The 13,502-nt window shown below is 36.1% G+C and carries 10 protein-coding genes and 6 tRNA genes; 12 read left to right on the top strand and 4 right to left on the bottom strand.

The genetic code is table 11. The features are described 5' to 3' along the window. Positions 1–57: 57 nt before the first annotated feature. From ACINWC141_RS06770 to ACINWC141_RS06755, 4 genes are all read left to right on the top strand, one after another. On the top strand, positions 58–4,563 hold the full coding sequence (locus ACINWC141_RS06770; RefSeq protein ID WP_009389610.1) for a hybrid sensor histidine kinase/response regulator: 4,506 nt from the start codon (positions 58–60) through the stop codon (positions 4,561–4,563). Next, complete coding sequence (locus ACINWC141_RS06765) at positions 4,563–5,030, top strand: hypothetical protein (protein ID WP_009389300.1); 468 nt, start codon at positions 4,563–4,565, stop codon at positions 5,028–5,030. The genes ACINWC141_RS06770 and ACINWC141_RS06765 overlap by 1 nt, the downstream gene beginning before the upstream one ends. Before the next feature lie 240 nt (positions 5,031–5,270). After that, positions 5,271–6,662: a coproporphyrinogen-III oxidase family protein gene (locus ACINWC141_RS06760; protein ID WP_009389603.1), complete on the top strand. Its 1,392-nt coding sequence runs from the start codon at positions 5,271–5,273 to the stop codon at positions 6,660–6,662. A 7-nt stretch (positions 6,663–6,669) separates the two neighbouring features. Further along, positions 6,670–7,551, top strand: a complete 882-nt coding sequence (locus tag ACINWC141_RS06755; RefSeq protein ID WP_009389322.1) for an alpha/beta fold hydrolase — start codon at positions 6,670–6,672, stop codon at positions 7,549–7,551. Between the two features lie 135 nt (positions 7,552–7,686). On the opposite strand, the gene dapE is transcribed toward ACINWC141_RS06755, so the two are convergent. The 3 genes from dapE to ACINWC141_RS06740 all read right to left on the bottom strand — a co-directional run bounded on the left by dapE (position 7,687) and on the right by ACINWC141_RS06740 (position 10,094). After that, the gene (gene dapE / locus ACINWC141_RS06750) at positions 7,687–8,820 is read right to left on the bottom strand and encodes a succinyl-diaminopimelate desuccinylase (protein ID WP_009389570.1); all 1,134 of its coding nucleotides are present in this window, start codon (positions 8,818–8,820) and stop codon (positions 7,687–7,689) included. 126 nt (positions 8,821–8,946) lie between these two features. Beyond that, positions 8,947–9,090 (bottom strand): entericidin A/B family lipoprotein, encoded by a 144-nt coding sequence (locus ACINWC141_RS06745; RefSeq protein WP_003655297.1) that lies wholly within the window; start codon positions 9,088–9,090, stop codon positions 8,947–8,949. Positions 9,091–9,212: 122 nt separating this feature from the next. Continuing rightward, a complete protein-coding gene (locus tag ACINWC141_RS06740) occupies positions 9,213–10,094 on the bottom strand; it encodes a DUF1853 family protein (RefSeq protein ID WP_034677935.1) in 882 nt (293 codons plus the stop codon). Between the two features lie 102 nt (positions 10,095–10,196). Here ACINWC141_RS06740 and ACINWC141_RS06735 point away from each other — a divergent pair, with 102 nt between their 5' ends. The 8 genes from ACINWC141_RS06735 to ACINWC141_RS06700 all read left to right on the top strand — a co-directional run bounded on the left by ACINWC141_RS06735 (position 10,197) and on the right by ACINWC141_RS06700 (position 12,148). After that, entirely contained in the window at positions 10,197–10,565 is a 369-nt protein-coding gene (locus ACINWC141_RS06735; protein ID WP_009389725.1) for a YbaN family protein, read from the top strand. A 152-nt stretch (positions 10,566–10,717) separates the two neighbouring features. Further along, positions 10,718–11,221, top strand: a complete 504-nt coding sequence (elsL, locus tag ACINWC141_RS06730) for a cell wall-recycling L,D-carboxypeptidase ElsL (protein ID WP_009389609.1) — start codon at positions 10,718–10,720, stop codon at positions 11,219–11,221. A 206-nt stretch (positions 11,222–11,427) separates the two neighbouring features. Further along, positions 11,428–11,503 (top strand) — tRNA-Val (locus ACINWC141_RS06725). 24 nt (positions 11,504–11,527) lie between these two features. Further along, positions 11,528–11,604, top strand: a tRNA-Asp gene (locus ACINWC141_RS06720). A gap of 47 nt (positions 11,605–11,651) precedes the next feature. Continuing rightward, positions 11,652–11,728: transfer RNA gene (locus ACINWC141_RS06715), tRNA-Asp, on the top strand. An 89-nt stretch (positions 11,729–11,817) separates the two neighbouring features. After that, positions 11,818–11,893, top strand: a tRNA-Val gene (locus tag ACINWC141_RS06710). A 36-nt stretch (positions 11,894–11,929) separates the two neighbouring features. Continuing rightward, a tRNA-Asp gene (locus ACINWC141_RS06705) sits at positions 11,930–12,006 on the top strand. Positions 12,007–12,072: 66 nt separating this feature from the next. Next, positions 12,073–12,148: transfer RNA gene (locus ACINWC141_RS06700), tRNA-Val, on the top strand. Between the two features lie 466 nt (positions 12,149–12,614). On the opposite strand, the gene ACINWC141_RS06695 is transcribed toward ACINWC141_RS06700, so the two are convergent. Further along, positions 12,615–13,400, bottom strand: coding sequence for a YdcF family protein (locus ACINWC141_RS06695; protein ID WP_009389366.1), 786 nt, complete (start codon positions 13,398–13,400; stop codon positions 12,615–12,617). Positions 13,401–13,502: the final 102 nt, after the last annotated feature.

The raw sequence follows: 13,502 nt of genomic DNA, 5'->3' as shown, positions 1-13,502 counted from the left end.
TGGTGTTGACTCTGTCGTTTTTCTCCATCTAGGAGACAAGCAAAAGAAGCCTTTGCTATGAAAGAAATATTAAAAACTTTAACTGAAGCAATGATGCTACCGGAAGATAGCTATTCTCAACAAGATGCAGAATTCCTTGATATCTTTGTTGAAGAAATTGAAGAGATTTTTGTTGAATTACAATCTTTGATTCATGAGTGGATGCAATCTAAAAATGTTGCTACGCTGACTGAAATCCGTCGCCATTTTCATACCTTAAAAGGTTCTGGACGAATGATTGGAGCGAAATCTTCTGCAGAGCTTGCTTGGACTGTAGAAGATACACTAAATCGGATAATCAATGAGAGCCTCAGATTAACTCCTAACATCCAACAATATGTTCAGTTGGTATTTAAGTTCTATTTCTTTAAATTAGTAGACGATTTTAAATCTAAAAAGCAACATACCTTAGATTTTAGACCTCTTATTTTATTGGGACAACAATTACAACAACAGCAAAGTTTAGAGCCTGCTTTAGACGAACTTTTATTATTGTCGGATACGCTTACTGCTGAAACTAAGACTGGTTTAGAGGTGAATGATTTAGAACACGAATCAGATAATTTAACTCTAGAAACCACCATAGAAAGTGAACATAACCTTGCTGAAACCTTAATTTTATTTATGGAAGAAGCGGAAGAGCACTTAGCGACCATCGATCAGTTTTTAGAACAAGAAATACATCAGCACGAGAGTTACAATGCGCTAATCCGTGCATTACATACGTTGCGCGGTAGCTCAGCAATGGCTCACATAGAAGCAATTTTTGATGCCAGTACCAAGGTTGAGCATTTATTCAAAATCTTATTACAAGAAGAGCTTTCTTCTCATTCAGAAGAAATTTTGCTACTCCGTGATTACCGTCATTTTATTCGAAATTGTTTAGATTTATTGGCAGGGCATAGCTCTGATGAGCAATTAGGCTCTAATCTGAAACAATTCAATGAGATTTGGGATGCTTATATGGAGCAGCATGGTGAGCATTCAAGCCCGCTCATGCCTCCGCATGGTCTAGTTTCTCAGTTATTACAGCTAGATGTTTCCGAATTACTTGATGCAGAGTTAGATTTTGAGAAAGGGGTTCGTACCGAGTTTCCTCATTATCTTGAACGTTTAAGTGAACAAGCTGATTTGTTATTGCAACACACTCAGTCACAAGCAATGATTGGTTTATATGAATATACGAATCAGCTTAAATATAGCTATGATGTATTGCTTTTTCGACCTGATTTATTGCAATCAGATTATATTTTTGAAATTTATCAAAAAGCACATCAACAATTAATTCAGTTATTTGATGCGTTAGCTGCTGGACAACGAGTAAGTATTATTGAGCAACACCAAAATGTTTTGGAAGAGCTAAAACTATATACCCAACATATTCCAAGCCTTAATAATGAACCATTAGAAAATTCTCAGGAAATTGTTGATTTACTATTTAGTATTGATCTAGAACACGTAGAAAAAGAGCCTCTGGCATCTACCGAAAATGTATTAACTGATCATGTTGCAATGAGTCAGAGTGTACATTTAGATCGCCAGTTTATGTCTACTGAGCACGTAAACCGTTACTTTGATCCAGAGCTGTTAGATATTTTCCTTGAAGAAGCCGATGAGTTGCTTGAGGGAATGGATACAGATCTTAATATTTGGGTTAATGATCAACATAACTTTGCTGCTCTTAATAATCTGATGCGCTATTTGCATACCTTAAAAGGTGGGGCAAATATGATTCAGGCAAATTATATTGGTTTAATTGCACATGAATTAGAAAGTATTTATGAGCGCCTAATACAAAGACAGTTAATTACTTCATCTGCGCTCATTGATTTTATTCGTCTGGTCCAAGATGATTTAGCTGATCGTCTACAAATCGTGCGTGAGCAGCACCTAGATTATGCGGCTGCTCATACTGTTCAAGCACTTAAGAATGCAGGTAAGGTATATGATTCACTTGAGCCTGCTGTTAAAGAGATACAAGCAGAGTCTGAAATAGATGTTATATCAGAATTAAATTTTGAAGTATTACAACAAGAAGCTATACACAATACTGCGCTAAATCCTGATGAGTTAACTTCTAATTTTGAGCAAATTGTTGAGCCTAATATTAGACGTGTTGAACACACAGAATTACAGGCTTTTGATGCAGAAGGTTGTACAGACAGTATCGAAGATCAGGATATTGATTCTGTTGTCGAGCAGACATTTATGGAGGAAGCGGCCGAGCTGTTAGAGATGGCCGATCACTTATTAAAGCAGTGGTTTGAGCAGCGTACTAATCGTAGTATCTTGCTTCAGTTACAAAGAGCAGTGCACAGCTTGAAAGGTGGTTCCCGTATGGTGGGACTTGAAACCGTACAAGCGATAGCTTATCAACTCGAAAACGCATTTGAAAAATTTGCGCTTCATCATTTTAGCTCAAATATTTATGACAATTTATTAGAGAGTGCGATTGTTTGGTTAAAAGAGGCAATTTTCAAGCAAAATTATCAACATTTCGATGGATTACAACAAAGTTTAGAAAATATCCAGTTTATTGAAACTGCAATACAAATTCCTAGTAAGTTGACTAGAACTGATCTATTTAGTACCGAACCTGTCATGAGCTTCGTGCAAGGTGATGGGGCAGAACCACCACCAATGATGGGAGCGTGGGAACAAACGCAGCATCTTGAACAAAACAATGAGATGATCCGAGTTTCGGCAGATTTAATTGAGAAAATGATTGATTTGTCTGGCGAAAATTCGATTAATCGTTCACGAATTGAAATGGATCTAAGTCAATTTGGTCATACGCTAGTGGAAATGGAATTAGCCATTCAACGACTTGCAGACCAGTTGCGTCGAATGGAAGGTGAATTAGAAACTCAGATTATTGCAAAACATGGTATTGAGCACTCTCGTTATACAGAATTTGATCCTCTAGAAATGGACCAATATTCTTCATTGAATCAATTATCGAAATCACTTGCTGAATCTGCATCGGATTTGGTGGATTTCAAAAATACATTATCCGAAAAAATCAGAGATACCGAAAGTTTATTGGTACAGCAATCGCGTATTCAGGCCGAAATTCAAGAAGGGCTAATGCGGACACGTCTAGTGCCATTCTCTCGATTGCTACCTCGTTTACAAAGAATTGTGAGGCAGACTTCTAGTGCGTTAGATCGACCAGCAGAGCTTTTTGTTAATAATACTGAAGGTGAGCTAGATCGGACAATGTTAGAGCGTTTGGTTACACCACTTGAGCACATGCTTCGAAATGCAATTGACCATGGTCTAGAAGATCGTGTGCAACGTGAACAAGCGCAAAAACCAGAAACTGGACGTATTGAACTGAATATTCACCGTCAAGGTACGGATGTGGTTGTTACGTTTAAAGATGATGGTCGAGGTATTGATATTGAGAAGGTCCGTCAAAAGGCCCTCTTATCTGGTTTGATTAATTCTGAACAAGTATTAGAACATCAAGATATTTTACAGTTGATTTTCCATCCAGGGTTAAGTACAGCCGATCAAGTCACTCAGATCTCAGGTCGTGGTGTAGGGCTTGATGTTGTACAAAGTGATATTAAAGCTTTGGGCGGGCATGTGAGTGTCGACTCTGTTTATGGACAAGGTACAATCTTTACAATACGTGTTCCAACCACAGTAGCTGTTAGTGATGCATTAATGGTTAAAGTTGCCGATCAACAATTTGCAATTCCGTTGGCTCAAATTGATCGAATTGTTCGAGTTTCACCAACATCATTAGAACAGTATTTTGGAAGTACACAAGAGTTCTTTGAATTTGAAAATAAACGCTATCCATTACGCTATTTATCTGAGTTTGTTGGTAATCAACCGATTCCACGTTTAAGTGGGATGATGTATTCACTACCAGTATTAATGATTAAGGCCAATAATGGACAAACCATTGCATTATTGGTTGATCAGCTTATTGGTTCACGTGCACAGATTGTAGTTAAGCCAATCGGGCAGCAGTTCTCTACTATTGGTGCGATTGCCGGCGCAACTATTTTAGGCGATGGTCAAGTTTGTCTAATTTTAGATGGACAAAATATTGCTCGCCAAATTCAGTCTACTCGCCGACATAAGCCGCTTAATGAAGCTGTTTATAGACAACGTGAGGCTGACGAACGCCGTCTTATTATGATTGTGGATGACTCTGTCACCGTCCGTAAGGTAACGACTCGTTTACTTGAACGTCAGGGCTATGATGTAGTCACTGCGAAAGATGGTATTGATGCAATTGAGCAGTTAGAAAATATTAAACCAGATCTGATGCTGCTTGATATCGAAATGCCGCGAATGGATGGCTTTGAAGTACTTAATCTGGTGCGACATCATGATCTACATCAAGATATGCCAGTCATTATGATTACATCAAGAACTGGAGAAAAACATCGTGAACGAGCATTTGCTTTAGGGGTTAATCAATACATGGGTAAACCTTTCCAAGAAGAAGATTTACTTCACAATATTGATGCCTTTTTCATGACATCTGAAGGGGAACTCGCCTAATGAAAACCCATATAAGTACATCTTTAATTAATGAAATGGATCAGCAAGAACTTCAACATTTAATTACTGTTTCAACTGGTTTTATAGATGCATATGTTATTGAATGTGATCAGCAAGTGCCGATGCTATTGCCACAAAACATCGTGTTATCGGCTATGGATGTTAAAAATGGCATTAAGTATATTGAATGGCATGACGTAAAACTTCCTGTCTATTCAGTGCACAATGAGGTTGATTCGCGAGCGGTGGCATTAGTTATTGAAAGTGAAGATATTAGCCAACGTTTTGCACTCATCTGTAAATCGATGCCAGTTTCGGTTCGTTTACGTATTTCTGAAGTCGTAGATGAAAATGAAGATATACAAGACGCTTTGCAGCACCCAACTATATTTAAATATGTGCGAATGGAGGATCAACGCTACCACGTTCCTAATTTGCAATATATCGAAAATTCGCTTCATGTATAAAAAAAGGAACTCATTTTGAGTTCTTTTTTTATACAAACTAAATAAAGAATTAAGAAATTAAAAGATATATTGCGACTTTGAAAAATAGCTAAATATTATTGTATAAATCCAATTTCTTACTCGTAACTTCATAAATCAAAAATATTAAAAAATTTAGGAAAAAAGGGGAAGAAAAACATTGAATAATATATTTTATTTACATAATATGTGTTTTTATAATTTAATGTAAATATAGTTATTATGGATATTGCTTCAATTAAAAATTTCATCCAAAAAAATAAAGTAAGACATTTATCAAATAAAGTTCTACATACCCATCCTTCACCTAAAATGTGGAAAACAGATTTAAAAGAAGAAGAAAATAATTACTTTTTATTAAATACAGATGCTCAATATAAGTCTATAAATTTATATTTAGGTATTCCATATTGTATTCCTACTGATCCACCTCATTGTGGATTTTGCCTTTTCCCTACACAAGATTATAAAGGTAAGCGGGAAATGGACTATTATCTGGATTTTTTAAATAGGGAAGCCCAGTTATATAAAGAATTTTATCAAGGAGCTAAACTTGAAAGTTTGTATGTAGGAGGAGGTACGCCTAATTTACTTCAACCTAATGACTATATGAAACTGACTAACATTGTATCTTCTCTTTTTCCCGATACTGGTATATCTAAACCTATAGAAATGACATTAGAAGGTATCCCTCAACTTTTTAATGAAGATAAAATAAGAGCAATTAAAGATGCAGGTTTTAACCGTGTCAGTATGGGAGTACAACAGGTTAATGATGAGTTAATCGCGACAAGTGGTAGAAAACAAACGAGAAAGCAGGTTTTTGATGCAATTGAGTTGTTTCATAAGTACTCTTTATCTTGTAACGTCGATTTGATCTATGGCTGGCCAAATCAAACGGTTGAGGCAATGCTAGTAGACTTGGAAAGTATTGTTCAATCAGGAATAAAACATATTACTCATTATGAGCTTAATATCGCTGGTCGTTCTGACTTTGCGACAAAACAAAAGCAAAATACGCCTTCTATTGAGAAAAAAATTGAGATGTATAACATTGCTAAACAATTCTTAATAAGTAAAGGTTATAAACAAAAAACAGTATATGATTGGGAAAAAGAAGATAATAACCAATTAATTTCAGAGAAATATTTATATGAAGATAACCTTAGAGACTGCTTAGATGCCAATGGGCAAAGTAAAATGACCACAATGAGTGGATTGGGTTATGCAGCCGTTAATATGCGATTGCAACCTAACTTATCAGAAACGAAGTCTGTTTCAGCAATGAATCATCGAAACCTAACTGAATACTACAATGCAATATCTTTAAATAAACTTCCTATTGAACGTATGTTTGTTCATGATACTGAAGACGTAAAGTTGATTTGGATCTTTCAAGCATTACAAGAAATGAAAATTAATACCAAAAAATATGAGAAAATTTTTAATAGTGATATTAAAGTCGATTATAAGCCTATTTGGGATGCATTAGCCGAAGAGGGTTGGGTAGAGCATAGCGATGAATATATTAAGCTTATTAATGAAGGCGAGTTTTATACACCACTCATTCAGGCATTATTAAGTCAACCTAGAATAAAATTTTTGCAACAGTAGAAAATAAATGTCAATTTATAAAGAGCTGCATATTTTAAAAACAGATGACCATGGTGAGTTTGCTTTATGGGAAATTGCTAAAAGCGAGAACACTCTGATAAAAAAAGAAGCAATTTTCTTATCTCATGGTGCATTTTCAGACAAAACTGTTTGTATGGGTATTGCAGATTATTTGGCAAATCAGGGTTACATCTGTTTTATTTTAGAATGGCGTGGGCACGGCACAAGCCCAAAAACAGATATTCCATTTAACTTTGAAACTGTTGCGCTATATGAATATAAGGCCGCATTTCACTATATTTATCATCATTTTAATATAGCCTCTTTACACTGTGTGACTCATAGTGGGGGAGGTTTATGCCTAACTATGTTCTTAATTAATTATCCAGAATATTTAAAGAATATCCAAAGTATTACTTTTATAGCTTGCCAAGCATTTGGAGCCATAAACAACACATTTGATTTTATTAAACTCTTTTCTGCAAAACTCGTTGTTAAAGGTCTAGGCCAGATACCCGCTAATAAATTTAAGTTAGGTCGAGTAAATGAAAGTTACTACACTATGCGACCATGGTTTAACTGGAATTTAAAGCAAAATTTTATTAGTGAATTTAAAAATATTGATTATAAAAAACATATGAGCTCTATTCGAGTTCCAATATATTCTATCAGCGGAACTGGTGATAAATTTATAGCACCAGTTAAAGGGTGCCATAAATATTTAGAGGCCTTTGAAAATGAAAGTAATATATTCCGTGAGTTTGGACTTTCTAATAATAATCTAGAAAATTATTCTCATAGTAGAATCGCACTTAGTCAAAATGCTGCTAAGGAAATCTGGCCCACTATATTGCAGTGGATAGATAAGCATTCAGAAAATGCTCTTTAAGTACTTTGTATAAAGCTAACTATCTGGATTAGGGAATACGAATCACTTTCTAAGACTCTCAAAGAATGGATTAACTTTAAGATAAGAAAAAGCACCCTAAAGTGGATGCTTTTTTATTCATTGAGCTTTAATATTTTAAGCTAATAAATTTTCTAAAATTTGTTCATAAATATCAGTCAGGGGATCGAGATCATGCACGTCAACATGTTCATTAATTTGATGAATTGTTGCGTTAAGAACCCCTAATTCCAATACCTGTGCGCCTGTTGGAGCAATAAAACGTCCGTCAGAAGTACCGCCACTTGTTGAAAGCTCAGTTTCATTGCTAGTTACATTTAAAATAGCAGTTTGAGCAGCATTAACGAGTTCACCGACTGGGGTCAGGAAAGGTAAACCAGACAAATTCCAAACGATTTCATATTTTAAACCGTGTTTATCTAAAATCTCATGAACACGTTGTTTAAGCTGTTCAGCTGTCACTTCTGTTGAATAACGGAAGTTAAAAGTAACATCTAAAGTACCCGGAATGACATTGGTTGCACCAGTTCCAGCATGAATATTTGAAATTTGAAATGATGTTGCTGGAAAATATTCATTTCCATTATCCCAAACGGTTTGGCATAGCTCTGTTAAAGCAGGTGATGCTTCATGAATTGGGTTTAGTGCTAAATGTGGATAAGCCACATGGCCTTGTTTACCTTGGACCTTTAATACTGCATTGAGTGAACCACGACGCCCATTTTTAACAATATCACCTAATTTATGAGTACTTGAAGGTTCACCTACCAAACACCATTTAATTTTTTCATTACGTTCTTCAAGAGTCTCAATAACCTTGACCGTACCGTTAACAGCAGGACCTTCTTCATCAGAAGTAATTAGAAATGCGATAGATCCTTTATGGTTGGGATGTTTTGCTACAAAACGCTCAGATGCGACAACCATAGCTGCCAAAGCTGTTTTCATATCTGCCGAACCGCGACCATATAATTTTCCATCGCGAATTTCGGGTGCAAATGGGTCTGAATTCCACGCTTCTAATTTACCTGTCGGGACGACATCCGTATGACCTGCAAAACAAAATACAGGCTCTTCAGTTCCGCGACGCGCCCAAAGATTATCTACATCACCAAAACGCATTGGTTCAATATGAAAACCAACTTTGCTTAAACGGTCCGCCATGATGGTTTGGCAGGTGTGATCAATGGGAGTAACAGAAGGTTGTTGTAAAAGTTCTAGGCTAAGCGAGAGAGTATCTGAATGGTTCATACCGGAAATTGCGTGCTGATCAGGTGAAATATAGTCCGATATAATAGGCGAATCTCTACGTGATGGGTACGTAAAAATAAAAAAACCCTATCGGAACGATAAGGTTTTTTTAGTGACAACTCTAACTTACATTTTATCTTGTGTTTTTTCAGCAGTATTTGTTACAGCATCACCTGCTTTAGAAACGTCTTTACCAAAACCCTTAAACGTATTACAGCCTGTTAAAACAACAGCAATCATGACAGAAGCAGCTAAAACTTTTTTCATCATTTTCTCCGTTTAAATTTAATAATGAAGTAAATTTAGATTAAAAAACAAACGGAAAAAGAAACATGACTGTTTAATAGTAAAAACGTTATAAAATGTTTCTAGAATCTTAAATTTATTGTTAATTATTTAAATTTCTGCATGTTGGACTTAAATTTTAAGTGTGAAGGATGTCTAAACATATAAAACAGTATCTCTTCACTATTTTTGCAATATAAACCTTCTGTCCACCAATGTGCTGAATCCGAACTAGGTTGCTTATTTGGACACAGCCATTCTTGCCTTTCTAATCGATAAAAAGAAGATTGAGGAATTGTAGTGCCCCAATATCCCAAACGACGCTTTAAATTTATCCAGTCAGGTAGGGACTGCTGAAAATTTAAATCTAAAGAAAGATAAAGTTGTCCCTTTAAAACTGCAAAACGGTTTTGAATTTCGAAGTTCAATGCTTCAGAAAACTGAAATTGTTTGTTCGTAAAGTGATAAAGCTTTTTGCTTAAAGTATCTTGACGGTTCAGGCCGATCCATTGTTCTAAATTTAAATCTGCCTCACCCAAATAATATTTTAAGGCTACTTCCCAATGTTCAATTTTTTGAGATGCTTTATTTAAAATTAAAAAATCCAGCTCGCCTAAAGTTTTTGCTCCCTCAATCTTTTGAATACTATGTCCTAATAATTGATAGGGATGATACTGATCTTCTTGTAACCAAAACCAGAGGAGATGTTCAAAACGTAAACCTAAGCGTGTACTTTTAAGCCGAGATAAAAACTGAATTAAAGGTTCTGGTGACTGATCAAGCTCTTCCAAGCGTGGTAAATAATTTTGAAAATGAACTTCCCAAAATTCACTTGAATGTAGCTTAAAGGGATGTTGTATAGATAGATTTTTCGGTAGTTGGCAAAGTAAATTTGGACTAGCAATACAAAACGCGAGCTGTCGAACTATAGGATGTTGAAATTGAAGCCATGGCTCGAAATAGGAGATTTTAATTGAGGCAATATTCATATATTTAATACTCGAAGAATTCATCCTAATTTCATAACGGATCAACAAAAAATAGTAGAAAAACACTTTATACTAACGCTAACAGCAGGTTAAGGTTTATATATGCGAACATTGTTCTGGCGCTCTTTAGTTGTGATTTTTATCACGCTAGGCATTATTGGAGCAATTTTACCAGGTATGCCGACAACAGTGTTTTTGATTCTGGCTGCTTGGGCTGCGTCAAAAGGCTGGCCACAAATGGATAATTGGTTGTTAAATCATCCTAAATATGGTCCAACACTACGTGATTGGCGAGCCAATGGCACAGTGCCTCGTAAAGCGAAGTGGATTGCAAGCATCATGATGGCGATTAGCGGAATTATCATGCTATTTACTTCAGCGCCACTTTTGGTTAAGGCTTTTACTGATATTACTATGTTCATCGTTGCAGTTTGGTTATGGCTACGGCCTGAGCCAAAAATAGAAGATTGATAATCTTTTATTTTTGGCGCAAGACAAGCAGTGAAACTGCGCGTAGGTATAAAAAGATTGATAATCTTTTATTTCAGTGCAAGAGAAGTCCTTACAATAATTTTTTAGTTAAACTCAAAATATTTGAGTTGATATATAAGAGAATAAGTCCAATGTCTCAATTTAAACTCGAAGATGCTGATGTTCTTATCGATTTAGAAAACCAAACATTAACTTTGCCTAAACATAATAAGTTTTATGTCATTTCTACAGGAAAAAATGGAATTGGTGAGCAGGAAAACACGGGGAGAACACCCCGTGGATGGCATAGAGTGGCAAAGAAAATTGGTGCCGATTCTCCTCAAAATGCAGTTTTTATTGCACGTAAGCCAACTGGGGAAGTCTATAGCACTGAGTTAGCTGCCCAATACCCTGAACGAGACTGGATACTTTCTCGTATTCTTTGGTTAGATGGGTTAGAAGAAGGTTTTAACAAAGGCGAAGACCACGACACCATGCAGCGTTACATTTACATTCATGGAACTCCAGACACGCAACCAATGGGGGTGCCAATGTCGCATGGGTGCGTCCGAATGCGTAATGAAGAAATCATTGAGCTATTTGATTTAGTGGCTGAAGATGCATTAGTTTATTTATCTGAACAATCTTTAACCTGAGAGCGAGTTTTATCTAATCTTGATGAGCTGTGTAAAGGTGGTAAATATTGAAATAAGTGTTTAAATAAAATACAAAAAATTGTTTTTTACTTAATAATGACTTATTTTTAATCATTCATTCGCATTTTTTTAAAAAGAAGTCGAAAAGCGTTTGACACCTGTTAAAGATTCTCTATAATGCACCTCACAAACGATGAAGACGTTAAGGGCGCTTAGCTCAGTTGGTAGAGCGTCTGCCTTACAAGCAGAATGTCGGCGGTTCGATCCCGTCAGCGCCCACCAAGCCTTTACGTTAAGCTCTCAAGTGCAGCGGTAGTTCAGTTGGTTAGAATACCGGCCTGTCACGCCGGGGGTCGCGGGTTCGAGCCCCGTCCGCTGCGCCACTTAAGACTTAACATCGTTTACCCCACAATTTCGATATTGTGAAAGTGCAGCGGTAGTTCAGTTGGTTAGAATACCGGCCTGTCACGCCGGGGGTCGCGGGTTCGAGCCCCGTCCGCTGCGCCACTTTTCAGTTTGGGTTGTGTTTGGAAGATGATTTAAGATGTGACAATCTTATATCGAAAAATTAATAAATTATTAATTTTTTCTTCTTGGGGCGCTTAGCTCAGTTGGTAGAGCGTCTGCCTTACAAGCAGAATGTCGGCGGTTCGATCCCGTCAGCGCCCACCATATATGTGACCATACTTTATTTTAAAGTATTGTAGTGCAGCGGTAGTTCAGTTGGTTAGAATACCGGCCTGTCACGCCGGGGGTCGCGGGTTCGAGCCCCGTCCGCTGCGCCATTCTCTTGATTCCCTTGTCTTGAGAATGTAGAGTATAAAGATACATTCGTTATCTTTTCTCATTAAGGGCGCTTAGCTCAGTTGGTAGAGCGTCTGCCTTACAAGCAGAATGTCGGCGGTTCGATCCCGTCAGCGCCCACCATAATTTCTCTCAGAAATTTAAGTTCTTCAAATTCTCAAATCGCTTATTTATCTTATATTTTACTTTTCATATAAATTATTTGTTATGTGAATAATTTTCCTATTGTGAAATTAAAGTGTCTATATATTCAAATTATTATTTTTATTAGTCATTGTCTTGTCTTTATATGCTTGAACGACTTGAATTATCTAATAGCGTAATGAGTTATTTTGACTAATTTATTAAGCGTTATAGTGTGGGTGTTAAATTAAAAATATTTTTCAAAAAATTTACTAAGAAATTTATTCATTCTAGAGACAATAGGCGCTTTATTCTCATTAGGCTTATCTTCTTAGAGTCTGTATATAAGCCTTTATATTTATCTCATTGCTTGTAATCATCAAATTTATTTGTAGCAAGAGCTAATATTTTCGCAAATAAAAAAACTGCTATTTTTTTGAATAGCAGTTTTTCGATTAAAGTACTTTTAATATTCTTTTAGAATCCATCCACTCGCATATGCAAAATATTCACGTAACCATGCATTGTAGCGAGTAGCTAATGGGGTTTCGGCCGCTACCCCATAAACTTGAGTATAGCCCTGTTTTTTTGCAATTGCTTCTGCTCTAGGGATATGAAAATCACTTGTCACAATAGCAATTGGTTGGTTTAAGTTAATGTGCTGCTGTGCTAAGAGTGGTTTACTATTTTTTAAATTAAGTTCAGTACTGGTACTTTTATCTTCAAGAGTCATTCGTTCTTTTGCAATATGATACTTTTGCTCAAGATAACGAGACATAACTAAGGCTTCACTTTCTTTTTCTGAAAAATCAAGACCGCCTGTTAAAACAATCTGTGTTTGCGGTTGTTTAAGTGCTAAAGGGGCGGCTGTATCTAAACGTTTTGCAAGAATTGTGGATGGTTGACCATTTTCGACACCGCTTCCTAAGACGATAATTGCTTTTACTGGAGGAGTATTATCTGAAGTATCTTTATTTTCTTTAATAAAGCTAAAAAAATAGCCTAAGCCTATTAGCCATATCCAGAAGCATAACCACCCAAAACGCCAAAGCGTGTGTAAGCGATAGTGATAGAAGAAAAAGCGCTCTAAGTGATAATAAAATAAAGAATAGAGGCAGAAGAAAGCCCCCAAAATGAAAGGAATAATTGTGCCTACATTAATTTTATTGAGACAAATTAAAACTAATCCATCTAGAAATAAAATTGAACCAATGATTGCTAGGAAAATACGGATCCACTTACTGACTTGCATTGTGCTTAGAGTTGCAATTTAAATTGCTGACAGTGTATGCAAAATCATTCTGAATGCAATAAAAAACCGAGTAAAGCATTTGTGCTATTACTCGGTTTTTTA

This window comes from Acinetobacter sp. WC-141 (assembly GCF_000313935.1).
GTDB lineage: Bacteria > Pseudomonadota > Gammaproteobacteria > Pseudomonadales > Moraxellaceae > Acinetobacter.
This window is presented reverse-complemented; position numbering and strand designations above follow the sequence as displayed.